The sequence below is a fragment of the Geodermatophilus sp. SYSU D00879 genome (assembly GCF_054050375.1).
On sequence record NZ_JBJGZF010000009.1, the window covers coordinates 14943 to 39060 of the forward strand.

Here is a 24118-nt window from a genome sequence, read left to right on the forward strand (position 1 = left end):
CCATGGGGACGGTCTGCTCCAGCGCGCCGTCCTGCTCCACCGACCGCGGGACGGGAACTCGTCAGCGGGTGCATCCGGGACGCGGCCCGCGCACGAAGACCGTCCGTGAGCACGATGCCGGCGGACCCGCGGTGGGTCCTGCAGCCGTTGACCGACGCGGGCCTCGCGAGCGACCAGATCAGCGACCTCGTCTTCCGCCTCGCCTTCGACACCGTCGTCGACCCCGGCCGGCTCACCCCCGCGCACCTGGGCTCCCTGGTCGCCGACCAGCCCGTGCACGTCCGCCGGGCGTGGCTGGAGGTGCTGGACCGGATGACGGAGTCCGTCGGCTGACGGAGCGGCGTGGGGTTCCTCACGGGGCGTGGGACCGGCGGTAACCCGGCGGTGACACGACGCGCCTCGGGCGGAAACGAACGTCGGCGAGGGTCGGGCGCCGCTGACCGCGCAGCCGACCCGAGCGAGGACCCCGATGACCTTCCCGTCCCCCACCCGCTCCCCCCTCCGGCGGGCCGCCGCGGCGACGTCCGCCGTGGGCCTGGCCCTCGCCCTGGGCGCCTGCGGCGGGTCCGACGACCCCGGCGGACCGGAGGGCTCCGGCGAGGACGGCTTCGGCGAGCTGTCCGTCCAGCTGTCCTGGATCAAGAACGCCGAGTTCCTCGGTGAGTACGTGGCCGACACCGACGGCTACTACGACGACGCCGGCTTCTCCTCGGTCGACCTCGTCGCCGGCCCCTCCACCGGCGTCGCCGAGCTGGTGCAGGGCTCGGTCGACGTCGCGCTCAGCGACGCCGTCTCGGTCGGCACCGCCGTCGCCAACGAGGACGCCCCGGTCCGGATCATCGGGACGACGTACCAGAAGAACCCGTTCACGATCCTGTCGCTGGCCGACGGCGGGGACATCGCGACGCCGCAGGACATGATCGGCAAGCGGATCGGCGTCCAGGACTCCAACGCCAGCCTCTTCCAGGCGCTGCTGGCCGCCAACGGCATCGACCCGGGCCAGGTCACCGTCGTCCCGGTGCAGTACGACCCCTCGGTCCTGGTCAACGGCGAGGTCGACGGCTTCGTCGCCTACCTGACCAACGAGTCGATCACCGTGGCGAGCCAGGGCCTGGCCGTCACCAACCTGCCCTTCGCCGACAACGGGCTGCCCTTCGTCGCCGAGACGTTCACCGTCACGGAGCAGGCGCTCGCCGAGGACCGCGAGAGGCTCAAGGCGTTCCTCGTCGCCGAGATCCGGGGCTGGACCGACGTCCTGGCCGACCCCGAGGCCGCCGTCGACGTCTGCCTGGAGAGCTACGGCGCCGACCTCGGCCTGGTCCGCGAGAACGAGGTGCAGTCGGCGCACACCGCCAACGACGAGCTCATCACCACCGAGGACACCGAGGCCAACGGCCTGTTCACGATCACCGACGAGCTGCAGCAGGAGACCGTCGAGTCGCTGGCCGGCGCCGGCGTCGAGATCGAGGCCGACGAGCTGTTCGACCTGTCGCTCCTCGAGGAGGTCTACGAGGAGAACCCGGAGCTCAAGGACTACCAGCCCTGATGAGCCGGTGACCGAGACGACCACCACGTCCGGTGCCCGGGGCGCCGCCCTGGGCACCGGCGTGCAGATCACCGGCCTGTCCAAGACCTTCGCGATGGGCCGACGCCGGGTCGAGGCCCTGTCCGCGGTGGACCTGCACACCGACCGCGGCAGCTTCCTGTCCCTGCTCGGGCCGTCGGGCTGCGGCAAGTCCACGATCCTGCGGGTGCTGGCCGGCCTGGAGCAGCCGACCGGCGGCTCGATCCGGGTCGACGGGCGGAGCCCGCAGGAGCTGCGCCGCGGGCACGAGCTCGGCATCGCCTTCCAGGACGCCGCGCTGCTGCCCTGGCGCAGCGTGCTGTCCAACATCCGGCTGCCCTTCGAGGTGGCCGGGGTGCGGGTCGACGACGCGTACGTGCGCGAGCTCGTCGCGCTCGTCGGGCTCGAGGGCTTCGAGAAGGCGAGGCCCGCCCAGCTGTCCGGCGGCATGCGCCAGCGCGTGTCGATCGCGCGGGCGCTGGTCCTCAGGCCGTCGGTGCTGCTGCTCGACGAGCCGTTCGGCGCCCTGGACGACATGACCCGCCAGCGGCTCAACCTCGAGCTGCTGCGGATCTGGACCGAGAAGCCGGCGACCACGCTGATGGTCACCCACGGCATCACCGAGGCGGTGTTCCTCTCCGACCAGGTGGCGGTCATGAGCCCGCGGCCCGGCCGCGTGCGGGAGGTCATCGACGTCGACCTCCCCCGCCCGCGGACGCCGGAGATGCAGCGGACGCCGGAGTTCCACGCCTACGTCGACCGGGCGTCGGAGCTGCTGTTCGGCACCGGCGCGGGGACGGACGGGGACGGCGGGTGAGCACCGTCCGGCTGCCGTCCTGGGCGGTCGGCGCGCTCGGGTCGGCGCTGGTCGTCGCGCTGTGGTGGCTGGCCGCCGTCACGGTGCTGTCCGACGTCGGCGCGGGCTCGGTCGACGCGATCCCCACGCCGCCCGAGGTGGTGGCCCAGTGGGCCGCCGACGGCTGGTCGTTCTACGGCCGCAACCTCGGGGTGACGCTGGAGGAGGGGGCACAGGGCTTCCTGTGGGGCAACGGGCTGGCGCTGCTGCTGGCCGCCGTCGTCCTGGTGGTGCCGCGGACCGAGGGCGTCGTCGTGCAGCTGGCCACCGTCACCTACTGCGTGCCGATCGTCGCCATCGGCCCGCTGGTGCTGATCATCGCCGGCGCCCCGGACGTCGGCGAGGCGTCCGGGACGGCGGTGTTCCTCGCGGCGCTGAGCTGCTTCTTCACCACCGTCGTCGGCACGCTGCTGGGCCTGCGCGCCGCCGACCGGGCCGCGCTCGACGTGGTCGCGGTGTACGGCGGCGGGGCGCTCACCCAGCTGCGCAAGGTCCGGCTGGTCGCCGCGCTGCCGGGCGTCCTCACCGCGCTGCAGATCGCGGTGCCGGCCTGCTTCCTCGGCGCGGTCCTCGGCGAGTACTTCGGGAAGGTCGACGTCGGCATCGGGCCGGCGATGACCGCCGCGCAGCAGGGCCTGAACGCGGCGCGGGTGTGGGGCATCGCGCTGGCCTCCGGCGCGGTGGCGATCGTCGGCTTCGGCCTGCTCGGGCTCGTCGCCCGGTTCGTGACCCCGTGGTCGAGAGGACGGCAGGCCTGATGGCGCAGACGCTCGACCCGCCGCGGTCGGCGACCGCGCCGTCCGCCGCCGCGGCCCGGTACCGGGAGGTCCGGCGGCAGGCCGCCCGGGCGGTGCTGCGCGCGCTGGGGCGCTCGGTGCTCGCCTTCGTGGGGACGCTGGTCGTCGTCGGGGTGCTGTGGGTCGGCGTGATCGAGCTGTTCGGCATCTCGTCCTACGTCGCCAAGGGCCCGCTGGACGTGTGGACGTACCTGGTCACCGACGACGACGCCGGCGAGCACCGGGCGCTGCTGCTCGACCGGCTGGGCACGAGCCTGGGGCACGCCCTGGTCGGCTTCGTCACCGGCCTGGTGGTGGCGCTGCTCGGCGCGACGGCGTTCCGGCTGTCGCGGGGCGTGGAGCACGCGCTCATGCCGATCGCGATGCTGCTCCGCTCGGTGCCGCTGGTCGCGATGACGCCGCTGATCATCCTGGTGTTCGGCCGCGACGTCGCCACCGTCGCGGTGGTCGCCGGGATCGTCGTGCTGTTCCCCGCGCTGGTGACGATCGCGTTCGGGCTGCGGTCGGCGTCCCCGCAGGTGCTCGACGTCGTGCACGTCTACGGCGGCGGCCCGCTGACCGCGCTGCGGAAGGTGGCGCTGCCCGCGTCGCTGCCGGCGTTCTTCGCCGCCGTCCGCGTCTCCGTGCCCGGCGCGCTCACCGGGGCGCTGCTGGTCGAGTGGCTGGCCACCGGCGACGGCATCGGCTCGGCGATCCAGACCGCGTACGCGCAGGTGCAGTTCTCGCTGGTCTGGTCGGCGGTCGTGGTCGTGACCGCGGTGTCGCTGGTGCTCTACGGCCTCGTGCAGATCGCGGAGACGATCGTGCTGGCCCGGATGGGGATGACACCGCGCGAGGGCACCTGAGACGGGGGCTCCCGCTCCTCCCACCTCAACGTATAGCGCCCCCCGGGGCTTGCGGCAAGACCCGGGGCGGGGCCCACACTCGCCCGCCGTGAGCCCCCTCAGCACCGCCGTGTTCGCCCTCCCCGACGACCTCGCGCCCAAGGCCGACCCCGCGCTGGTCGCCGACGACGTCGCGCACCTCACCGCCGTCGCGGCGAGCCTCGAGCAGACCGTCGCCGAGCTGACCGACCGCCTCGACGCCGAGCGCCGGTCCCCCGGCGGGCACGGCCAGGCGGCACTGGACCGGGACCTGGAGGTGCACCGGCTCACCGCGCGGCTGCGGACCCTCCGCCGCTTCGGCCTGGACCTGTGCCTCGGGCGGATGGTGCCCGCGGACGGCGGCGAGCCGGTCTACGTCGGGCGGCTCGGCCTCACCGACGGCGCGGGCCGCCGACTGCTGGTCGACTGGCGCTCGCCGGCCGCCGAGCCGTTCTTCGGCGCCACCCACGCCGACCCGATGGGGCTGGCCAGCCGCCGCCGGTACCGCTGGACCCGCGGCCGGATCACCGACTACTGGGACGAGGTGTTCACCCCCGACGGGCTCCGGGGGCACGCCGCGCTCGACGAGCAGTCCGCGTTCATCGCCAGCCTCGGCAGCGACCGGTCGGACCGGATGCGGGACGTGCTCGGCACCATCCAGGCCGACCAGGACGCGATCATCCGCGCGGGCTCCCGCGGCGCGCTCGTCGTCGACGGCGGCCCGGGGACGGGCAAGACCGTCGTCGCCCTGCACCGCACCGCGTACCTCCTCTACTCCGACCCGCGCCTCGGGCACCACCGGGGCGGGGTGCTGTTCGTCGGCCCGCACGAGCCCTACCTGGCCTACGTGTCCGACGTGCTGCCCCGCCTGGGCGAGGAGGGCGTGCGGACCTGCACGCTGCGGGACCTGGTGCCCGAGGGCGCGACGGCCGGGGTCGAGGACGACCCGCACGTCGCCGCGCTGAAGGCGTCCGTGCGGATGGCCGAGGTGGTCGAGGCGGCGGTGCGCTTCCACGAGGAGCCGCCCCGCCGCGGCGTGACGGTCACGACCCCGTGGGCGGACGTGCGGCTGGGCCCCGACGACTGGGCCGAGGCGTTCGAGGCGCCCGACCCCGGCACCCCGCACAACGAGGCGCGCGGGCAGGCGTGGGAGGCGCTGGTCTCCATCGTGGTCGACGCGCACGACGACGAGGACGCCGAGCCGGAAGAGGTGCGGCGGGCGGTGCGGCGCGACGGCGACCTGCGCGCGGCGTTCGACCGCGCGTGGCCGCTGCTGGAGGCCGCCGACGTCGTCGGGGACCTGTGGTCGGTGCCGGCCTACCTGCGCCGGTGCGCCCCCTGGCTCGGCGCCGACGACGTCCGGGCGCTGCAGCGCGCGGACCCCCGGGCGTGGACCGTGTCGGACCTGCCGCTGCTCGACGCGGCGCGCCTGCGGATCGGCGACCCGGAGGTGGAGCGGCGGCGGCGCCGGCACGACGCCGTCGTCGCCGCCGAGCGCGAGCGGATGGCCGGCGTCATCGACGAGCTCGTCGCGGCCGACGACTCCGAGCTGCTGCTGATGACCAGCCTGCGCCACCAGGACCTCCGCGACGCCCTGGTCGACGAGGCCGCGCTCCCCCAGGCCGACCCGGACGTGCTCGCCGGCCCGTTCGCGCACGTCGTCGTCGACGAGGCACAGGAGCTGACCGACGCGGAGTGGCAGGTGCTGCTGCGCCGCTGCCCGTCCCGCAGCCTCACCGTCGTCGGGGACCGCGCGCAGGCCCGGCACGGGTTCACCGAGTCGTGGGAGGAGCGGCTCGGGCGGATCGGCCTCGCCGACGTGCGCGTGTCCTCGCTGACGATCAACTACCGCACGCCCGAGGAGGTCATGGCCGAGGCCGCGCCGGTCATCCGGGCCGCGATCCCCGACGCCAACGTGCCGACGTCGATCCGCAGCACCGGCGTCCCCGTCGCGCACGGGTCCACCGCGGACCTGCGGGCGGTCGTGGACGGCTGGCTGGCCGAGCACGCCGAGGGCACCGCCTGCGTCATCGGCGCCCCGGCGTTCCCGGCGACGCCCCGCGTCCGGTCGCTGACGCCGGTGCTGGCGAAGGGGCTGGAGTTCGACCTGGTCGTCCTCGTCGACCCCGACCGGTTCGGCGAGGGCGTCGAGGGGGCGGTCGACCGGTACGTCGCGATGACCCGGGCGACCCAGCGGCTCGTCGTCCTCACGAGTCGCTGACGGCGGCGCGGGCCCCGGAGGCGGGGCCCGCGCCGGCGGTCAGCGGAGGGTGGCGGTGTCGATGACGAACCGGTAACGCACGTCGGAGGCGAGCACCCGCTCGTAGGCGTCGTTCACCCGGTCGGCGGGGATGACCTCGACCTCGGCGCCGATCCCGTGCTCGCCGCAGAAGTCGAGCATCTCCTGGGTCTCGGCGATGCCGCCGATCATCGAGCCGGCGTAGGTGCGCCGGCCGCCGATCAGCGACATGGCGTGCAGGCTCAGCGGCTCGGCGGGCGCCCCGACGTTGACCAGCGCGCCGTCCACGGCCAGCAGCGACAGGTACGCGTCGACGTCGATCGGCGCGCTGACGGTGTTGACGACCAGGTCGAACCGGCCGGCCAGCTGCGTGAACGTGTCCGGGTCGCCGGTGGCGAGGTATGCCTCGGCGCCGAGCCGGAGGCCGTCCTCCTGCTTCTTCAGCGACCGGGACAGCACCGTGACCTCGGCGCCGAGCGCGGCGGCGAGCTTGACGGCCACGTGGCCCAGCCCGCCGAGCCCGACGACGGCGACCCGCCGGCCCGGCCCGGCGCCCCAGCGGCGCAGCGGCGACCACGTGGTGATGCCGGCGCACAGCAGCGGCGCGGCGGCCGCCGGGTCGATGCCGTCGGGCACCCGCAGGACGAAGCCGGCGTCCACGACGACGTGGGTGGAGTAGCCGCCCTGGGTGATGGTGCCGTCGCGATCGGTGCCGGCGTAGGTGGCGACCATGCCGGCCAGGCAGTACTGCTCGTCGCCGTTGCGGCAGGCGGCGCACTCCCCGCAGGAGTTCACCATGCAGCCGACACCGACGAGGTCGCCGACCCGGTGCCGGGTGACGTCGGCGCCGACCTCGGCGACGACGCCGACGATCTCGTGGCCGGGGACGACGGGGAACGGCTGCGGCCCCCAGTCGCCGTTGACGGTGTGGATGTCGGAGTGGCAGATGCCGGCGTACCGGATCTCGACGAGGACGTCTCGGGGGCCGACGTCGCGGCGCTCGATCGTGGTGGGGGCCAGCGGGCGGCCGGCGGCGGGGGCGGCGTAGGCGTTGACGCGCATGCGGGTGTGCTCTCCGTTCGGGGTGGGTGGTCGCCGTCGGCCGACGGCGGGGGCGGCGGGGATCGCGCCGCGGGTGGTCTGCCCGGGGTCTCGCTCTCAGGGGCGCAGCAGCGCCTTGATCGCGCGGCGCTCGTCCATGGCGCGGTAGCCCTCGGCGGCCTGCTCCAGCGGGAGCTCGAGGTCGAAGACCCTCCCGGGGTCGATGGCCCGGGTGCAGATCAGGTCGATCAGCTCGGGCAGGAAGCGGCGCACCGGGGCGGGGCCGCCGTGCAGGTGGACGCCGGAGGAGAACAGCTCCTGGCCGGGCAGCGAGACGTCGTGCGAGACGCCGACGTACCCGACGTGGCCGCCGGCGCGGGTGGCGCGGACGGCCTGCATCATCGACTCCTGGGTGCCCACCGCCTCGATCACCGAGTGCGCGCCCAGGCCGCCGGTGAGCTCCCTGAGCTCGGCGACGCCCTCGTCGCCGCGGGTGGTGAGGACGTCGGTGGCGCCGAACTCGCGGGCCAGCCGCTGCCGGTCCTCGTGCCGGCTGAAGACGACGACCCGCTCCGCCCCGAGCTGCCGGGCGGCCAGGACACCGAGCAGGCCGACCGCGCCGTCGCCGACGACGGCCACCGTCTTCCCCGGCCCGGCCTCCGCCGCGACGGCGGCGAACCAGCCGGTACCCAGCACGTCGGAGGCGGCGAGCAGGCCGGGGACCAGGTCGTCGGACGGGGTGTCCGGGGTGGCGACGAGCGTGCCGTCGGCCAGGGGGATCCGCGCGTACTGGGCCTGCGCGCCGGTGGGGGCGCCGGGCTGCCGGTCGACGCAGTGCGTCTGGTAGCCGGCCCGGCAGATCTCGCAGGTGTTGTCGGAGGCGAAGAAGGAGCCGACGACGAACTGCCCGGGCCGCACGGTGCGGACCTCGCTGCCGACCTCCTCGACGACGCCGACGTACTCGTGCCCCATCGGCGACGGGCCGTCCACCGCCTCGGCGCCGCGGTAGGGCCACAGGTCCGAGCCGCACACGCAGGCGGCGGTGAGCCGGATGACGGCGTCGGTGGGCTGCTCGATCCTCGGGTCCGGACGGTCCTCGACGCGGACGTCGCCGGGGGCGTACAGGACGGCTCCTCGCACGGTGGTGCTCCTCCTCGGTCGCGGTGTGGCCTCCACGGAACCCCCTCCGGCGCACGCGCGGGGGGTCGGGTTCGTGGGGGGTGCTGCCGCGACCCCCCTGCCCCGGCGGGCCGCCGTACCGTCGACAGGCGTGGACAACCGCGCCGACATCCGCGACTTCCTGGTGAGCCGGCGCGGCCGGATCAGCCCGGAGCGGGCCGGCCTGCTGCCGGGCGGCGGGCGCCGGCGGGTGCCCGGGCTGCGCCGCGAGGAGGTCGCCGTCCTCGCCGGGGTGAGCACCGACTGGTACACGCGGCTGGAGAAGGGTCACATCGCCGGGGTGTCGGAGGACGTGCTGGAGGCCGTCGCCCGGGCGCTGCAGCTGACCGAGGCCGAGCGGACCCACCTGTTCAACCTGGCGCGCGCCGCCGCCCGGCCGGCCCACGCGCCGCAGCGCCGGATGCGGGCCGCCATCCCGCCGCGGGTGCAGTGGATGCTGGACTCGATGACGGGCTCGGCGGCCCTCGTCGCCAACGGCCGCCTCGACGTCCTCGCGACCAACGCCCTGGGCTGGGCGCTGCACTCACCGCTGTTCGACGACCCGCGACGGCCGGCGAACTTCGCCCGGTTCCAGTTCCTCGCCCCGCAGGCCCGCGACTACTACGCGGACTGGGAGCTCGCCGCCAACACCACCGTCGCGCTGCTGCGCGGGGAGGCCGGCCGCCGTCCGTTCGACGCGCAGCTGCGCGAGCTCGTCGGGGAGCTGTCCACGGTCAGCGAGGAGTTCCGGGTCCGCTGGGCGGCGCACGACGTCCGCATCCACCACAACGGCGCCAAGCAGTTCCGCCACCCCGTCGTCGGCACGCTCGACCTGGGCTACCACACGTTCGACCTGCCGGCCGAGGACTCCGCGGACCTGCGGATGACCGTCTACACCGCCGAGCCCGGCACCCCGTCCGAGGACGCCCTCAGGCTCCTGGCCAGCTGGGCCGCGACCGCGGGACACGAGCAGCCCGGCGGCCCACCGCGTCTGAGCCGCGGCAGTCCGGTCGGCCGGCCGGACTGCCGATGCGGTCGCCGTGGACAACGAGCAGCGCACCGTCCTGGTCACCGGGTGCTCCTCCGGCCTCGGCCTCGAGACCGCCGTCGAGCTGGCCCGCCGCGGCCGGCACGTCGTGGCCTCGATGCGCGACCCCGGCCGGCGGGCCGCGCTCGACGCCCGCACCCGGGAGGCGGGGCTGGAGCCGCTCGACGTCGTCCAGCTGGACGTGACCGACGCGGAGTCCTCCCGGCGGGCGGTGGAGGAGACCCTGCGGCTCACCGGCGGCCGGCTCGACGCGCTGGTGAACAACGCCGGCACCGCGAGCGGGGGCGCGTTCGAGGACACCGACGAGGACGAGTGGCGCCGGGTCCTCGACACCAACCTGCTCGGCGCCCTCCGGCTCACCCAGCTGGTGCTGCCGGTCATGCGGCGGCAGCGGGCGGGGCGGCTGGTCCTCGTCTCCAGCGACTCCGCCCGCTACGGCAACCCCGGGCTGTCGCTGTACTGCGCGTCGAAGTGGGCGCTCGAGGGCTGGGCGGAGTCGCTGGCCTACGAGGTCGAGCCGTTCGGCGTCCGGGTGGTGCTGGTCGAGCCGGGGAACTACGACACCGCGATCTGGGCGACGACGCCGCGCATCACCCCGCCCGGCAGCCCCTACCGCGGCCTGCTGCAGACCGTGGAGCGGTTCGTCGAGCAGGAGCACCTCCCCCGCTCGCGCGACCCCCGCGAGGTGGCCCGCGCCGTCGCCCGGGCGCTCGACGCCGACCGCCCGCGGTTCCGGGTGACCGTCGGGCCGGACGCGAAGCTGGCCGCGGTGCTGGACAAGGTGCCGTACCGGGTGGCGGCCGCCGCCGTCCGCCGGGTGACCGGCCTGCACCGCTGGAAGCCCTGAACTCGGCGGGCGGGTCCGCCGACCGCGGCGCAGGCTGAGCCCGTGCGACGTCCCCTGCTGACCTCCTCGGCCGCCGTCGGGCTGACCGCCCTGGTCGGCTCGGCCGGGACCGACGTCGGCTCGTCCTGGTACCGCGGGCTCGACAGGCCCTGCTGGCAGCCGCCCGGCCCGGTGTTCGGGATCGCGTGGACGGCGCTGTACGTGCTGCTGGCGTTCGCCGGCGGGCGCCTCCTGGAGCGGGGCGACCCGGCGGACGCCCGGGCCCTGGCCGGCAACCTCGTGCTGAACGCGGGCTGGACGTGGGCCTTCTTCCGCGCGCACCGGCCGCCGCTGGCGGCGGGAGAGGCGGCGCTGCTGGCGGCGTCGACGGCCGACCTCACCCGGCGCACCGGCCGGGTGGACCGTGCCGCGGGCCGGGCCCTGCTCCCCTACGCGGCCTGGACGGCGTTCGCGACGGTGCTCAGCGCCGAGATCGCCCGCCGGAACCGGCGCTGACCGGCCTCACCCGCCCGCGGCCTCCGCGGCGACGTGCACGAGCGCGTCGAGCACCCGGCGCACGACCAGCCGCTCAGCGGTGTCCGGCCGCAGCAGCGCATCGACCTGCCGCCCGGCCCGCACCCCCACCAGCGGCAGCAGCCGCACGCCGGGGTGGCCGCCGCGGGTGAACCGCGGCAGCAGCGAGATCCCGTGCCCGGCGGCCACCAGCGCCTCGACGACGGAGAAGTCGTTGATCCGGTGGGTGATCCGCGGCGCGGTGCCCGACCCTGCGGCGACGGCGGCCAGCACCGTGGCGACCGGGAAGCCCTCGCGGACGGCGATCCAGTCCTCGTCCACCAGGTCCCCGGGGCGCACCCGCGACCGGCCGGCCAGCGGGTGGTCGCGGGGCACGGCGACGTCGAGCGGCTCGCGCAGCAGCGGGACGACGCGCAGTCCGGCGGCGGGCCACTGCGCGCCGTCGGGCCGGTGGGCGACGACGACGTCGACCCGGTCGGTGAGCGCGGGGAACTCGTCGAGCACGACGTCCTCGTCCGAGCACTCGACGGTGATCCCGCCGAGCTCGCGCACCCGGGTGAGCAGCGGCGGCAGCAGCAGCTGGGCGCCGCTCTGGAAGGCCGACACCCGCACCGTGCCCTCGGGGCGCTCGAGGAAGGCGGCGCAGGCGGCCCGCGCCCGCTCGACGGCGACCGCGACGTCGACCGCCGCCTCGGCCAGCGCCTCCCCCGCCGCGGTCAGCCGCAGCCCGCGCCCGACCCGCTCGGTGAGCGGCACCCCGGCCTCCCGCGAGAGGACGGCCAGCTGCTGCGACACCGCCGAGGGCGTCAGGTGCAGGACGGCGGCCGCGGCGGTGACGCCGCCCTGCGTGCGCACCGCGCGGAGGGTCTCCAGCGCGCGGACGTCCATGCAGCGACGCTACATCGTCGTGTGAGGAACTCTCGCTGGTGCTGCAAGGTCACGGGGCGCACGCTCGACGTCGTGCCGACCCGCGACCGCCTGCTCGCCCTCCTCGTGGCCGTCGTCTGGGGACTGAACTTCCCGGCGATCCACCTGTCGCTCGAGCAGTTCCCGCCGTTCTTCCTCGTGGCGCTGCGGTTCGCGCTGGTCGCCGTCCCGACGGTGCTGCTCGTGCCGCGGCCCGGTGTCCCGTGGCGGTGGGTGCTCGGGTACGGCGCCGGCTTCGGCGTCCTGCAGTTCGTCTTCCTCTACGTCGCGATGGACACCGGCATGCCGACCGGCCTCGCCTCGCTGGTGCTGCAGTCCTCGGCGCCGTTCACGGTCGTGCTGGCCGGGTTGCTGCTCGGCGAGCGGCTGACCGGGCGGCAGGCGGCCGGGGTGGGGCTCGCCGTCGTCGGCCTGGCCGGCATCGCCGTCCACCGGGCCGGGCTGGACGGCGGCGCCACGCTGCTGCCGGTGCTGCTGACGCTGGGCGGCGGCCTGGGCTGGGCGCTGGGCAACCTGTGCAACCGCCAGGCGCGCCCGGCCCGGCCGTTCCGGCTGATGCTCTGGATGACCGCCGTGCCGCCGCTGCCGATGCTCGCGCTGTCGATGGCGACCGAGGGCCCGGCCCGCATCGGCACGTCGCTGACGACGCTCGGGACGACGACGGGGCTGCTCGCGCTGGCCGGCCTGCTCTTCACCGTCGTGGTCGCCACGCTGCTCGGCTCCGGCATCTGGACGGCCCTGATGAGCCGGCACCCCTCGGGCACCGTGGCGCCGTTCTCGATGCTGGTGCCCGTCGTCGGGATGGGCTCGGCGTGGCTGTTCTTCGGCGAGCGGTCGCCGCTGGTCGAACTGGCCTGCGGCGTCCTGGTGGTGGCCGGTGTGCTGTACGGCAGCCGTCCCCCGGGGGTCGCGGCGGCGGAGCGCGGCACCGTATCTCCCGGCGGCGGACCGGGAGCCCGTCCGGTCCGGATGACCGAGCCCGCGTCCCGAGGCGAGCCGGAGGGCGGACTCCATCGGGGGAACGGCTGCTGCCGGACAGCCCGACCGCCGACTCCGGACGGCAGACTGCGGCGGTGGCCTACGAGGACGTTCTCACCACCGCCCCGCCCGAGGTGCGGGCCTTCGCCGGTCGGCTCGTCCGATGGGTCGACGCCCACGGCTGGACGACCGAGCCGACGGACAGGGGGCTGAAGCTCTGCACCGGGGACGGCGTGTACGTCTGCCGGTTCCAGCCCACCCTGGGAGACGTCGAGGTGGACCTCCGGCGCTTCCGCCGCCGCGGGTTCGACGACGTGGCCGACGACCTGGCGGCGCGCCTGAGCCGTCTCGCGGGAGCCGAGCTGTCCGGGAGGTCGGTCCAGGTCCCGCTGGCCGTCATCGACCGCCACTGGGACGCCTTCTTCGAGGACTTCCTGCCGATCTACGTCAAGGCCGTCGAGTACGCCGACCTGACGGGACCCGACCCGGGCCACGGGCGGGCCTGACGAACGCCTCCTCGGGACCGACCGTCTCGGGAGAGCAGTGGGCGGGGTGCTGGAGGTGCCTGCTGAGGCGTACGTGCAGCTCGTAGGTGAACAGCAGCTGGGAGCGGCGGCGCGTCCGTAGACGCCCGGAACCGCCCAGGTCACGATGGGGAGCCGTCCGACAGCTCAGGGGGGAAGAGCCCATGGACAAGAAGCGACGCGGAGTCCGGTCCGCCCGGTTCATCCCGGGTCTCGGGGCGAGTGCGTGCGCGCTCGCGATCGCGGCGACGATGGCCGCGGTGTCCGGGCCGCCGGTCGCCACCTCGGGATCGGACGCGCCGCCGGCCGGCGCGGACGCTGCCCACGGCGGCGCCCGCGCCGGCGGGAGCGCGACCGAGGCCGGCCCACTGGTGCTGCCGGACATCGGCGTCACCGCCCCCGGGTTCGAGGGCGGCTGGACCCCCGCGGCCGCCACCCGGCCCGCGCCGGACGACTCCACCTCCGCCGTGTCCTCCCTCGCGGACCTCTTCCCCTTGCGCGCCTTCCCGGACGTGCCGTCCACGGATGACCGGCAGCCGCCGGCGAACGCCCCGGCCGCCCCGGCCCCCGCCGACCGGGTGCCCACCGACCCGGCTCCGGCCCCCCAGGCGCCGACGGACTCGCCGTCGCCGATCCCCGGCCCGCCGGCCGAGGAACCACCCGTCCAGACGCCGCCCGCACCCGCGACACCGGACGCACCCGCAGCACAGGCCGACCAGCCGCCCGCCGAGCAACCCCCGGCCGACCAGCCGCCGCCCGCCGAGCAGCCCCCCGCCGAGCAGCCCCCGGCGGAGCAGCCGCCCGCCGAGCAACCGCCCGCCGAGCAGCCCCCCGCCGAGCAGCCCCCGGCCGATCAGCCCCCGGCCGATCAGCCCCCGGCCGAGCAGCCGCCCGCCGAGCAGCCGCCGCCCGCCGAGCAACCGCCCGCCGAGCAGCCCCCCGCCGAGGAACCAGCAGCCGAGCAGCCCCCCGCCGAGCAGCCCCCGGCGGAGCAGCCGCCCGCCGAGGAGCCGCCCGCCGAGGAGCCGCCGGCTGAGCCGGCGTGCGAGGACCCCGCGGCGCCGGCCGATCCCGCGGCCACGGAAGACCCTGCAGCGACGACCGCCGCCGCAGCGACGACCGACCCCGCGGCGACCGGGTCCACCGAGCCGCCGGCGCCGGAGTGCACCTCGGCGGAGACGCCCGTCCCCGAGCCGGCCCCGGCCGGCTGACGACGGCCCCACCGGACACCGGACCGCCCGACACGGACGGAGGCCCCCACCCGGACCGGGTGGGGGCCTCCGCCGTTCTCGGGGCCGCTCGGGTCAGCGGTTCCTGCGGACCACCGAGTAGTCGTACGACGCGTCGAGGACGTCGAGGTCCCCGGTCGGCAGGTTCGACACCGCGACGGTGAAGTCGCTCGGCGCACCGTTGGCGCACCGGGTGTCCAGCGTCGGCGTCGTGATCCGGTCACCGGTGAACCGGTACACGACGTTGCCGGCGCCGTCCTGGAACTCACCGGGCGTCGTGACGCCGGGGGTGAGGTCGCAGGCAGCGATCACCTGGACGGTCCAGACGTTGTCCTGGGTCCCGGTGGTCTCGATCCAGTCCGCCGAGCTGAGCGTCGCCGGGGCGCCGTTCACGCTCACCGTGTCGATGAACCAGCCGGTGTCGAGGTAGGCGGCGTCGGTCGAGTACCGGAAGCGGACGTCGGTGGCGCCGGCCGGCAGCACGGCCGAGTACTGCACGTACTCGGGCTCGTCGACGAAGTACTCGCCGCCGGAGGTGCCGGTGATGCCGTTGCCCTCGGTGTTGCCGCCGTGCGGGTCGTCGTTCGACGACACCGGCGCACCGCTCGCGTCGGTGACCGGCACGGTCACCCACTCGCCGCCCACGAGCGCCTCGACGAAGCCGTAGTCCCAGCCCTCCTCGATGAAGTGCCAGTTCCAGAAGCTGACGGTCTGGCCACCCGAGACCGGGGTGTCGACGTCGAGGACCGTGTCGGACTGGCTGGCGTAGCCGCCCCACCAGTGGGTGTCGCCCTCGCGCGGCGCGACCTGCGTGGTGCCGTCACCGGTGAACTCGAGGGCCACCCGCGGGCCGGGGTTGCGGAACGTCTCGTACGAGGCGCCGAAGGGCAGCGCGTCGCCCGCGGGCCGGTTCGGCAGCCGGTCCCACTTCGACCGGGGCTGGGCGCCCTGGTAGTTGCCCCGGTCGTCGTAGAACTCCGAGTTGGCGAGGTCGATCGTCCAGTTGCCGGAGTCCGGACCGAGGTCGAAGTTCTCCAGGTCGAAGCGAGCGGAGTCCTCGTCGTCCAGCTTCATCGTCACGACCCAGTCCTGGAACAGCTCGGCAGCCGAGCGCAGGTCCGGAGCGGTGCCGTTGGTGGCGTTGAACTGGTCGATCGCGGCCTGGACGCCGGCCATGCCGTTGCCCTGCTCGTTGAAGACGAGCTTGATCAGCCGGTCGCCGGCCTGGTCCTGGTAGACCGTGTCCGGGGTGAGGTTCCCGCCGCCGTTGCCGCCGGCCTGCTCCCACAGGTAGGCGAAGTAGCTGAACGCGGCGCCGTAGTTCTCCAGGCCGCCGGCCCAGCGGGTCAGCGAGGTCTCCCGGTGGAACACCTGCTGGTAGGTCAGGTGGCTGCCGGTCATGTCGTAGCCGTTGAGGAAGGCCGCGGTGTCGGCCAGGCCCTCGTCGACCCACGACAGCTCGCCGGGGTCGGCGTAGTTGTGCAGCAGGTGCTCGAGCTCGTGCGCGATCACGCCCTCGTACAGCTCGGGGCGGTCGTTGGACGGGTCGCCGTCGGACCACGGCTCGGCGTTCGGGTCCTCACCGATCCGGTTCGCCCAGTCGAAGGCGTCGAGCACGATCACGTTCATGCCGACGCTGTCGATGTAGTCGGGCGCGAAGTAGCCGGCGGTGTACGAGGTGACCGAGCAGTCGTAGTACTGCTCGTCCTGCACGTTGTAGACCAGCGTGACCAGCGAGTCGCTGGACGGGTCGGCCGGGTCGGCCGCCTCCATCTCGCCGAAGTGGGCCTCGTCGACGGCGACGATCTGGTCGGCCAGCTCGTCGCCGAGCCGGGTCACCTGCTCCTGGCTGATCCGGTAGTCGCCGGGCTCCTCGTCGCAGGGGACGAACGCGTCGTCCGGGTTGGGATCGAACGTCGGGTCGAGGCTGTGCACGCCGGTCGGGTCGGCGTCCAGCGCACCCTCCGGGACGTAGACGTAGACCGGGGTGCCGTCCTCGGTCGTGTTGTCGTACGCCTTCACGAAGGGCTGGAAGTAGGTGCCGCCGGCCTCGGAGTCGTTGATCGGGACGACGATCCGCTCGTCCCCGGCACTGCCGGAAGCGGCGGTCTCGTCCTCGTGGCTGGCCATCGCCGGTGATGCCAGACCGACCACGGCGAGAGCGGCGATCGCCGACCCGGCCGTCGTCCTGCGGATGCTGGTGCGCATCTGTCCCCTCACGAGTCCGGTCTCCCGACCGGACCCCCGTCAGGTCCAGGAGGACGGATCCGTCCCCCACCCGGCGGCGCCGGGTGGGGGGAACCTAGGGCAGGTAACTAGCCGCGGTAAACACTCAGCGACCAGAAGCAACAGGGGCGTAACAGTGCGTCACGGTCGGTGTCGATCGTGCAGGTCCCGGACGTACCAGACCTCGCGCAGCCGCCGGCCGGCCCACTCCCGCTCGAGCACCTCGCCCGTCGGCCGCCACCCGGCCCGCTCGTAGAAGGCGCGCGGGCCGGCGTTCCGCTCCTCGGTGCGCAGCCGGGCCCGGACCCACCCGGCCCTCCGCAACAGGTCCAGGACGGCCGCCAGCAGCGCCCGCCCGGTTCCCCTGCCCTGCTCGTCGGGGTCCACGTAGAGCAGCGCGACCTCACCGGTCGCGACGTCGGCCCGCCCGAAGCCGACGACGACGCCGTCCCGCTCGGCCACCAGGAACCCGTCCGCGGGGACCCGCTCCCGCCAGAGGGGCACGTCCGGCTCGGCCAGGACGTCGCCGAGGAACGCCGACCACGCCGCCCGCCCGGCCCGCGCGTGCACCCCCGCGACGGCGGCGGCGTCCGCGGGACCCGCCGGCCGGATCACCACCTCGCCCACGGCGGCAGTCTGACCCCGCCGGGCGGCCCGCGCGGCCACGGCCGAGGATGGGGCGTGCCCATCGACGCCACCACGAACTACACCGCCGCCCCCGACCGCGTGTTCGCCGAGCTCACCGACGAGGTCTTCCTGCGCGAGGTCGCCCAGGCCCTGGACGCCGACGTGCACGAGGTCTCGAGCCAGGCGAACGGGACGGGCACCACCACCCGGGTGCGGCTGTCGGCGCCGACGACGGGCATCCCGCCGGTCTTCGCCCGCTTCGTGGGCAGCACGGTCCCGGTCACCGAGACCACCACCTGGCAGCCCGACGGCGACGGCGGCTTCCGCGGCGCCCTCGACCTGCGCGCCGAGATCATGGGCCGCGAGGCGCGGGTCACCTGCGAGCGCCGGCTGACCCCCGCATCCGGCGGCGGCACCCGCGCCACGGTCACCGGCGACGCCAAGGTCGACGCGCCCTTCATCGGCCGCCAGGCCGAGGGCGCGGTCCGCGACCTGGTCACCCAGGTCGTGCTGCGGCGCGAGCACGAGGTGCTGCAGCGCCGCCTCGGGGAGGGCTGAGCTCAGGGCGCGTTCGCGCCCCAGCGCGCCACGTCGCCACCGGCGTCGTCGACGAGCACGTACTCCGCGGCACCGGGCGGGTCGTCCGCGCGGTGCCGGGCGACGACGTCCACGGCCTCGGTCTCGGCGGCGGTCGCGTCGGCGGCGTCCCACTCCTGCAGGACGGCGCCGTCCCCGGTGGTCAGGCGGAACTGCGGCATGGCCGGACCGTAGCCCCGGGCGCCGCCGGCCGCCCGCTCAGGCGAGCCCGGCCAGGGCGCGGACCAGCACGTCGCGGGTGTCCGCGGGGTCGACGACGTCGTCCACCTCGAACGCCGACGCCACGTTGAGCGCCTTGCCCTGCGCGTAGGACGCGGCGACCAGCTCGGCGAACCGGGCGTCGCGCTCCGCGGGCGGCAGGGCCTCCAGCTCCCGCCGGTACCCGAGCCGCACCGCGCCCTCCAGGCTCATCGGTCCGAACTCGCCGGTCGGCCAGGCCAGCGTGAGCAGCGGGACCTGCAGGTCACCGCCGAGCATCGCCATCGCGCCCAGCCCGTACGCCTTGCGCAGCACCACCGCCAGCAGCGGGACGCCGAGCTGCGCCCCGGCCACGTACAGCCCGCCGAAGCGGCGCACGGTGCCGGTGCGCTCGGACTCCGGGCCGACCATGAAGCCGGGGGTGTCCACCAGCGAGACCACCGGCAGCCCGGCCGAGGAGCACAGCCGCAGGAACGCCGCGGCCTTGTCCGCCGACTCGCCGTCGATCGCCCCGCCGAGGTGCCGCGGGTCGTTGGCCACGAACCCCACCGGCCGCCCGTCCAGGCGGGCCAGCGCGGTGACGATCCCCCGCCCGAACGACGGCCGCAGCTCCAGCACGCTGCCGGGGTCGGCGAGCGTGGCGACCACCGGACGCACGTCGTAGCTGCGCACCCGGTTGGCCGGCAGCGCCGTCCGCAGCGGCCGCTGGTCGGCGGCCTCCGCCGGCACGACCCGCCCGGTCAGCAGCCCGACCGCCTGCCGCGCGGCGGCCACGGCCGCGGCGTCGTTCGGCACCACGACGTCGACGACGCCGTTGGCCGCCTGCACCGCCGTCGGCCCGACGTCCTCCGGCGCGACGACGCCCAGACCGCCGGCCTCGATCATCGCCGGGCCACCCATCCCGATGCTGCTGTCCTCGGTGGCGATGACGACGTCGCAGCAGCCGACCAGCGCGGCGTTGCCGGCGAAGCAGTACCCGGAGACGACGGCGACCGTGGGCACCCGCCCGGCCAGCCGCGCCATCGTGGTGAAGGTCGGGACGTCGAGCCGGGAGAAGCCGCCGCCGTCGGTGTCGCCGGGCCGCCCGCCGCCGCCCTCGGCGACCAGCACCACGGGCAGCCCGCGCTCGGTGGCGACCTCGAGCAGCCGGTCGGTCTTGCGGTGGTTGGTGCGGCCCTGGGTGCCGGCCAGCACGGTGTAGTCGTAGACGAGGACCGCGCACGGCACCCCGCCGACCTCCCCGATGCCGGTGACCATGCCGTCGGCCGGCGTCCGCGCCACCAGCTCGGCCAGCGTCCGCCGCGCGCGCTGGGCGGCGAGGCCGAGCTGGCCGTACTCGACGAAGGTGCCCTCGTCGACCAGCGCGGCCACCGTCTCCCGCGCGGTCATCCGCCCGGCCTCGTGGCGGCGGGCGACCGCCTCGGGCCGGGCGTCGTCGAGGGTGGCGGCGCGCCGCTCCTGCAGCTCGGCGAGCTCCGGGCGGATCGCACCGGGGTCCTCGGAGGACGGTCCGCCCCCGGCGTCGCCGGCCTCGCCGGGGACGACCCCGCCGAGCACCGTTCCCGCCGTGACGACGTCGCCGACCCGCACGGCCAGTCCGGTGACCACGCCGGCGGCCGGCGCGGCCACGACGTGCTCCATCTTCATCGCCTCGAGCACCAGCAGCGTCGCCCCGGCGGCGACGGCGTCGCCCTCGGCGGCGGCCAGCTCGACCACCGCGCCCGACAGCGGCGCGGTCACCGGCAGCACGCCGTCGACGGCCGCCGCGACCTCGGCCGGGCGGTCGGGCACCAGCCCGGCCAGGCGCGCGTCGACGAGGTCGGTGGTCGCGCGGCCGTCGGCCACCTCGGGGAGGTCGAGCAGCACCGCGAGCAGGTCCGCGTTGACCGGCACCCCGGCGACGTCGAGCTCGGCCAGCGCCCGGCGGCAGCCGGCCAGCGCCCGCGGCAGGTCCCGGTCGGCGACGACCACCTTGGCCAGCAGCGAGTCGTAGCGCGGGCCGACCTCGTCGCCGGCGACCACGCCGGTGTCCACCCGCACGCCGCGCCCGGTCGGCGGCACGAACCGCTCCAGCCGCCCGGCGCCGGGGTGCACGGTCCCGTCGGGCAGCAGCGTCTCGGCGTTGACCCGCGCCTGCACGGCGGCCCCGCGGGACGCCGGCGGCGTGGCCAGGCCCAGGTCCGCGAGCGTCGCGCCCTCGGCCAGCCGGATGCCGACCTCGACCAGGTCCAGCCCGGTGACCTCCTCGGTCACGGTGTGCTCGACCTGCAGCCGCGGGTTGACCTCGAGGAAGGCCACCTCGTCGCCGCGGACGAGGAACTCGACGGTCGCCAGCCCGCGGTAGGCCAGCGACCCGCACAGCGCGGTGGCGTGCGCGGCCAGCCGGGCGCGCAGGCCGTCGTCGAGCCCCGGCGCGGGGGCGACCTCGACCAGCTTCTGCCGCCGCCGCTGCAGCGAGCAGTCGCGGTCGCCGAGCGCCACCCCGGCCGCGCCGTCGCCGGCCACCTGCACCTCGACGTGCCGGGCGCCGGTCAGCAGCCGCTCGACGTAGACCGCGCCGTCGCCGAACGCCGCCCGCGCCTCCGAGCGGGCCCGCTCCAGCGCGGCGGGCAGGTCGGCGGGGTCGCGCACCGGGCGCATCCCGCGGCCGCCGCCCCCGGCCACCGCCTTGACCATCACCGCGCCGCCGTCGCCGAGGCCCGCGAGGAAGGCGGTCGCGGCGGCGAGGTCGGTGTCGCCGTCGGTGGCGGCCAGCACCGGCAGGCCCAGCTCGCCGGCGCGGGCGCGGGCGGCGGTCTTGTCACCGAGCAGGGCGAGCGCGGCGGCGTCCGGGCCGACGAACGCGATCCCGGCGTCCGCGCAGGCGCGGGCGAGGTCGGGGCTCTCGGCGAGGAAGCCCCAGCCGGGGTGCAGCCCGTCGGCGCCGGCGCGGACGGCGGCCCCGACGACGGCGCCGACGTCCAGGTAGGCCGCCGGCCCGGTCCCGGGCAGGCGGACGACCTGGTCGGCGCGGCGGGCGTGCAGGCTCCCGGCGTCGTCCTCCGGCGCGACGGCGACGGTGGACAGGCCCAGGGCGGCGGCGCTGCGGAACACCCGCACGGCGACCTCGCCGCGGTTGGCCACCAGCAGGCGGGTGATGCTCATCGGCGCCGGAGTCTAGGTGGCGCCGGTCACGCTCCCAGCCCCGGCGCCGCCCCGCCCAGCCCGGCGTCGCGGGCGCGCGCCACGGCCTCGGCCCGGCTGCCCACCTCCAGCTTGGCGAAGACGGCGGAGACCACGTTGCGCACGGTCTTGTCCGACAGGAACAGCCGCCGGGCGATCTCGCCGTTGGACAGCCCGCCGGCGAGCAGCCCCAGCACCTCCCGCTCCCGGTCGGTGAGGGTCGGGAACGCCGACAGCGCGTCGCCGCGCGGCCGCAGGTGCGCCAGCGCCGAGCCGACGCCGCGGCCGAGGATCGTCTCGCCGTCGGCGACCGCCTCGATCGCCCGCGCGATCTGCGCCCGCGACGCGCCCTTGACCAGGTAGCCGCGGGCGCCGGCCCGCAGCGCCGCGGCGACGGCGTCCTCGTTCTCCACCATCGTCAGCACCAGGACGGCGGTGTCCGGCAGCGCCTCGGTGATCCGCGCGGTGGCGTCCAGGCCGTTGCCGCCGGGCACGTGCAGGTCCATGAGCACGACGTCGGGCCGGTGCTCCAGCGCCGCGGCGACCGCGCCGGTGGCGTCCCCGGCCTCGGCGACGACCTGCGCCCACGGCAGCGAGCCGACCAGCGCCACGAGCCCGTCGCGGAACAGCGGGTGGTCGTCGACGACGAGGACGGTGGTCACGAGGACACCGTCGGCAGGGCCGCCGTGGGCAGCAGCGCCCGCACCGTCGTCCCCGGGCCGCCGGTGACCTCGCAGCTGCCGCCGAGCTCGGCGGCGCGCTGGTGCATCGAGCCCAGGCCCACCCCGGTGCGGCTGCCCGGCCGGACCCCGACGCCGTCGTCCTGCACACAGACCTCCAGGGAGCCGTCGCGGTGGGTGATGACGACCGAGGCCCGGCCGGCGCGGGCGTGCCGCGCCACGTTGGTCAGGGCCTCGCCGGCGATGCGGAAGGCGGCCACCTCCGCGGCGGCCGGCAGCGGGCCGAGGTCGTCGGGGACGTGCACGGTCACCTCGACGCCGGCGTCGGCGAGCCGGGCGGCGTGCGCGCGGACCGCGCCGGCCAGGCCGAGGTCGCCGAGCGCGGCCGGGCGCAGGTCGTCGACGATCCGCCGGACGTCGGCGACCGTGCCGCGCAGGTGCTCCGCGGCCCGGTCGAGCATCGCCGTCGCCCGGGCCGGGTCGACCGGCACCAGCTCGGCCGCCGCCTCCAGCTGCATCGCCGTCGCCGCGAGCACCGGGCCGAGGTCGTCGTGCAGGTCGTGCCGCAGCCGCCGGCGCTCCTCCTCGCGCGAGGTGACGATCGACTCGCGGGAGCGCTGCAGCTCCTCCTGCAGCAGGACGGCGTGCGCGGCCTGGCCGGTCTGCCGGACCAGCTCGTCGAGCAGGCCGCGCAGCCGGGGGCCGAGGCCGCCCGCCGGCAGGACGACGTCGAGCTCGCCGACGCCGCGGCCCTGGTGCACCAGCGGCAGGGCGCGCACCTCCTCCCCCGGCTCGGGCGCGCGCCCGGCGGTCACCGGCGCCCGCCCGGGCAGCCGCAGCGCCACCGACGGCAGCCGCAGCGTGCGGGCGAGGACGCCGACCACGCCGGGCAGCACCTGGGCGGGCGTCGTCGCCGAGTCCACCTGCCGGCCGAGCTCGCCGACCACGGTGCCCGGGTCGGCGTCCTGCCCGTAGAGCAGCCGGTTGACCCCGCGCTGCAGGACGTCGCGGGCCGGCTGGACGAGCACCGCGGCGAGGGCGAACACCAGCAGGTCCGAGCGCCGGGCGAGGCCGCCGAGCAGGGCGCCGGCCACGACGAGCAGGACCCCGTGCACGACCAGCGCCAGCAGGGTCAGCGAGAGGTAGACCAGGGTGCGGCCCAGCGCCGGGTCCAGGTCCCACAGCCGCGTGCGGGTCAGCGCCCACGCGGCGGCGGCCGGCAGCGGCAGCAGGGCGGCGGCGATCAGCGCGGTCTCCGCCGTCGGCACCGTCCACGCCAGGGCGAGCAGCAGCAGGGTGCCCAGCGCGCCGGCGAGCACCCACAGCACCTGCTCGCGGGCCTGCCCGGAGCTGCGCCGCAGCCGGACGACGAGCGAGGCCACCCCCGCCGCAGTGCCCACGAGCAGCAGCACCAGCGACACGCCGACCAGCGCGAACGCGCCGTCCACGCCCACCGGGTTGGTCAGGTGCGCGTAGGCGGCGGGGACGGGGCGGTCCTGCTGGTCGTAGGGGGTGAGCGCCCAGCCGACCGGCGCCAGGACGACCGCCGCGGCGCCCACGGCGGCCGCCGCCCGCCAGCCCCGGCCGGGCAGCCGCCCGCCGGGCAGCACCTGGAGGAGCAGGGCGGCCACCGGCACGTAGGCCGGCACCCACAGCCAGGTCGACACCCAGAACGCCCCGGCGGTCAAGGGCGACGACGGGTCGGCGGCGACGGCGGCCGCGGCGAGGGTCGTGGCCAGCGCGACCCCACCGCTGCAGAGGCCGACGAGCAGCATCAGCCAGCCGGCGAGCAGCCGCGGCCGGGCCGCGGCGACCACCGCGCCGAGCACGCCCGAGCCGCCGGCACCGGCCAGCCCCCACGCGACGACGGCGGCGTCGGGGTCGGGCACCCGGGTCAGGGCGAGGACGAGCGCGGCGACCGCGGCGGCCAGCCCCACCGCGGCGAGGCCGGCGGCGACGACGGTCCGGGCGGCGGGCACCGCGACATGGTGGCAGCGCGGTTGTCCCGGGACCCAGGGACTCCGGCACCGCGCCGTGTCGGGAC

21 protein-coding genes and 1 pseudogene are annotated in these 24118 nt (G+C 76.2%); 13 read left to right on the forward strand and 9 right to left on the reverse strand.

Translation table 11 applies throughout. The annotated features are described in order from the left end of the window. The first annotated feature begins 105 nt into the window (after nucleotides 1–105). The 6 genes from ACI79B_RS13205 to helR all read left to right on the forward strand — a co-directional run bounded on the left by ACI79B_RS13205 (nucleotide 106) and on the right by helR (nucleotide 6301). On the forward strand, nucleotides 106–333 hold the full coding sequence (locus ACI79B_RS13205; protein WP_456930420.1) for a hypothetical protein: 228 nt from the start codon (nucleotides 106–108) through the stop codon (nucleotides 331–333). Between the two features lie 136 nt (nucleotides 334–469). Beyond that, nucleotides 470–1546, forward strand: coding sequence for an ABC transporter substrate-binding protein (locus tag ACI79B_RS13210; RefSeq protein WP_456930421.1), 1077 nt, complete (start codon nucleotides 470–472; stop codon nucleotides 1544–1546). Between the two features lie 7 nt (nucleotides 1547–1553). Beyond that, nucleotides 1554–2381 (forward strand): ABC transporter ATP-binding protein, encoded by an 828-nt coding sequence (locus ACI79B_RS13215; RefSeq protein WP_456930422.1) that lies wholly within the window; start codon nucleotides 1554–1556, stop codon nucleotides 2379–2381. Beyond that, complete coding sequence (locus ACI79B_RS13220) at nucleotides 2378–3178, forward strand: ABC transporter permease (RefSeq protein WP_456930423.1); 801 nt, start codon at nucleotides 2378–2380, stop codon at nucleotides 3176–3178. The genes ACI79B_RS13215 and ACI79B_RS13220 overlap by 4 nt, the downstream gene beginning before the upstream one ends. Continuing rightward, the gene (locus ACI79B_RS13225) at nucleotides 3178–4062 is read left to right on the forward strand and encodes an ABC transporter permease (protein WP_456930424.1); all 885 of its coding nucleotides are present in this window, start codon (nucleotides 3178–3180) and stop codon (nucleotides 4060–4062) included. The genes ACI79B_RS13220 and ACI79B_RS13225 overlap by 1 nt, the downstream gene beginning before the upstream one ends. Before the next feature lie 88 nt (nucleotides 4063–4150). Continuing rightward, nucleotides 4151–6301: an RNA polymerase recycling motor ATPase HelR gene (gene helR, locus ACI79B_RS13230; protein WP_456930425.1), complete on the forward strand. Its 2151-nt coding sequence runs from the start codon at nucleotides 4151–4153 to the stop codon at nucleotides 6299–6301. A 39-nt stretch (nucleotides 6302–6340) separates the two neighbouring features. On the opposite strand, the gene ACI79B_RS13235 is transcribed toward helR, so the two are convergent. Together ACI79B_RS13235 and ACI79B_RS13240 are read right to left on the reverse strand one after the other, a co-directional pair. Next, on the reverse strand, nucleotides 6341–7381 hold the full coding sequence (locus ACI79B_RS13235; RefSeq protein WP_456928555.1) for an NAD(P)-dependent alcohol dehydrogenase: 1041 nt from the start codon (nucleotides 7379–7381) through the stop codon (nucleotides 6341–6343). 96 nt (nucleotides 7382–7477) lie between these two features. After that, the gene (locus tag ACI79B_RS13240) at nucleotides 7478–8500 is read right to left on the reverse strand and encodes a zinc-dependent alcohol dehydrogenase family protein (RefSeq protein ID WP_456928554.1); all 1023 of its coding nucleotides are present in this window, start codon (nucleotides 8498–8500) and stop codon (nucleotides 7478–7480) included. Between ACI79B_RS13240 and ACI79B_RS13245 the strand changes: the two are divergent. The 3 genes and pseudogenes from ACI79B_RS13245 to ACI79B_RS13255 form a co-directional block, all read left to right on the forward strand. After that, nucleotides 8412–9398 (forward strand): annotated as a pseudogene (locus tag ACI79B_RS13245) (helix-turn-helix transcriptional regulator); the annotation flags it as partial. The gene ACI79B_RS13240 and the pseudogene ACI79B_RS13245 sit on opposite strands and share 89 nt — an antisense overlap. A gap of 160 nt (nucleotides 9399–9558) precedes the next feature. Continuing rightward, complete coding sequence (locus tag ACI79B_RS13250; RefSeq protein WP_456928553.1) at nucleotides 9559–10413, forward strand: SDR family oxidoreductase; 855 nt, start codon at nucleotides 9559–9561, stop codon at nucleotides 10411–10413. 42 nt (nucleotides 10414–10455) lie between these two features. Continuing rightward, nucleotides 10456–10908, forward strand: coding sequence for a TspO/MBR family protein (locus ACI79B_RS13255; protein WP_456928552.1), 453 nt, complete (start codon nucleotides 10456–10458; stop codon nucleotides 10906–10908). A 6-nt stretch (nucleotides 10909–10914) separates the two neighbouring features. Here the strand turns inward: ACI79B_RS13255 and ACI79B_RS13260 are convergent, their stop codons facing one another. After that, nucleotides 10915–11814 (reverse strand): LysR family transcriptional regulator, encoded by a 900-nt coding sequence (locus ACI79B_RS13260; protein WP_456928551.1) that lies wholly within the window; start codon nucleotides 11812–11814, stop codon nucleotides 10915–10917. Between the two features lie 72 nt (nucleotides 11815–11886). Between ACI79B_RS13260 and ACI79B_RS13265 the strand changes: the two genes are divergently transcribed. From ACI79B_RS13265 to ACI79B_RS13275, 3 genes are all read left to right on the forward strand, one after another. Next, the gene (locus tag ACI79B_RS13265) at nucleotides 11887–13044 is read left to right on the forward strand and encodes an EamA family transporter (protein WP_456928550.1); all 1158 of its coding nucleotides are present in this window, start codon (nucleotides 11887–11889) and stop codon (nucleotides 13042–13044) included. Between the two features lie 20 nt (nucleotides 13045–13064). Next, complete coding sequence (locus tag ACI79B_RS13270; RefSeq protein ID WP_456928549.1) at nucleotides 13065–13337, forward strand: hypothetical protein; 273 nt, start codon at nucleotides 13065–13067, stop codon at nucleotides 13335–13337. A gap of 182 nt (nucleotides 13338–13519) precedes the next feature. Beyond that, nucleotides 13520–14566: a hypothetical protein gene (locus ACI79B_RS13275; RefSeq protein WP_456928548.1), complete on the forward strand. Its 1047-nt coding sequence runs from the start codon at nucleotides 13520–13522 to the stop codon at nucleotides 14564–14566. Between the two features lie 93 nt (nucleotides 14567–14659). On the opposite strand, the gene ACI79B_RS13280 is transcribed toward ACI79B_RS13275, so the two are convergent. Both ACI79B_RS13280 and ACI79B_RS13285 read right to left on the reverse strand, forming a co-directional pair. Further along, nucleotides 14660–16792 carry a hypothetical protein gene (locus ACI79B_RS13280; RefSeq protein WP_456928547.1) on the reverse strand — a complete coding sequence of 711 codons (2133 nt, stop codon included), beginning with the start codon at nucleotides 16790–16792 and terminating at the stop codon, nucleotides 14660–14662. A gap of 159 nt (nucleotides 16793–16951) precedes the next feature. Then, complete coding sequence (locus ACI79B_RS13285; protein ID WP_456928546.1) at nucleotides 16952–17437, reverse strand: N-acetyltransferase family protein; 486 nt, start codon at nucleotides 17435–17437, stop codon at nucleotides 16952–16954. Nucleotides 17438–17491: 54 nt separating this feature from the next. Here ACI79B_RS13285 and ACI79B_RS13290 point away from each other — a divergent pair, with 54 nt between their 5' ends. After that, nucleotides 17492–17995, forward strand: coding sequence for a DUF2505 domain-containing protein (locus tag ACI79B_RS13290; protein WP_456928545.1), 504 nt, complete (start codon nucleotides 17492–17494; stop codon nucleotides 17993–17995). Between the two features lie 2 nt (nucleotides 17996–17997). Here the strand turns inward: ACI79B_RS13290 and ACI79B_RS13295 are convergent, their stop codons facing one another. The 4 genes from ACI79B_RS13295 to ACI79B_RS13310 are packed head-to-tail and all read right to left on the reverse strand — an operon-like array spanning nucleotide 17998 to nucleotide 24053. Further along, nucleotides 17998–18195, reverse strand: coding sequence for a hypothetical protein (locus tag ACI79B_RS13295; protein ID WP_456928544.1), 198 nt, complete (start codon nucleotides 18193–18195; stop codon nucleotides 17998–18000). Nucleotides 18196–18232: 37 nt separating this feature from the next. Continuing rightward, nucleotides 18233–21376 carry a carboxyl transferase domain-containing protein gene (locus tag ACI79B_RS13300; RefSeq protein ID WP_456928543.1) on the reverse strand — a complete coding sequence of 1048 codons (3144 nt, stop codon included), beginning with the start codon at nucleotides 21374–21376 and terminating at the stop codon, nucleotides 18233–18235. A 26-nt stretch (nucleotides 21377–21402) separates the two neighbouring features. Continuing rightward, on the reverse strand, nucleotides 21403–22056 hold the full coding sequence (locus ACI79B_RS13305; RefSeq protein ID WP_456928542.1) for a response regulator: 654 nt from the start codon (nucleotides 22054–22056) through the stop codon (nucleotides 21403–21405). After that, nucleotides 22053–24053, reverse strand: a complete 2001-nt coding sequence (locus ACI79B_RS13310; RefSeq protein WP_456928541.1) for a sensor histidine kinase — start codon at nucleotides 24051–24053, stop codon at nucleotides 22053–22055. Before ACI79B_RS13310 ends, ACI79B_RS13305 begins: the two co-directional genes overlap by 4 nt. Between the last annotated feature and the right edge of the window lie 65 nt (nucleotides 24054–24118).

Bases quoted from the DNA above. Each gene is read 5' to 3' on its own strand.
- ACI79B_RS13210 (WP_456930421.1), top strand. From the start codon at position 470: ATGACCTTCCCGTCCCCCACCCGCTCCCCCCTCCGGCGGGCCGCCGCG.
- ACI79B_RS13300 (WP_456928543.1), bottom strand. From the start codon at position 21,376: ATGAGCATCACCCGCCTGCTGGTGGCCAACCGCGGCGAGGTCGCCGTG.
- ACI79B_RS13280 (WP_456928547.1), bottom strand. From the start codon at position 16,792: ATGCGCACCAGCATCCGCAGGACGACGGCCGGGTCGGCGATCGCCGCT.
- ACI79B_RS13235 (WP_456928555.1), bottom strand. From the start codon at position 7,381: ATGCGCGTCAACGCCTACGCCGCCCCCGCCGCCGGCCGCCCGCTGGCC.
- ACI79B_RS13295 (WP_456928544.1), bottom strand. From the start codon at position 18,195: ATGCCGCAGTTCCGCCTGACCACCGGGGACGGCGCCGTCCTGCAGGAG.
- ACI79B_RS13275 (WP_456928548.1), top strand. From the start codon at position 13,520: ATGGACAAGAAGCGACGCGGAGTCCGGTCCGCCCGGTTCATCCCGGGT.
- ACI79B_RS13225 (WP_456930424.1), top strand. From the start codon at position 3,178: ATGGCGCAGACGCTCGACCCGCCGCGGTCGGCGACCGCGCCGTCCGCC.
- ACI79B_RS13260 (WP_456928551.1), bottom strand. From the start codon at position 11,814: ATGGACGTCCGCGCGCTGGAGACCCTCCGCGCGGTGCGCACGCAGGGC.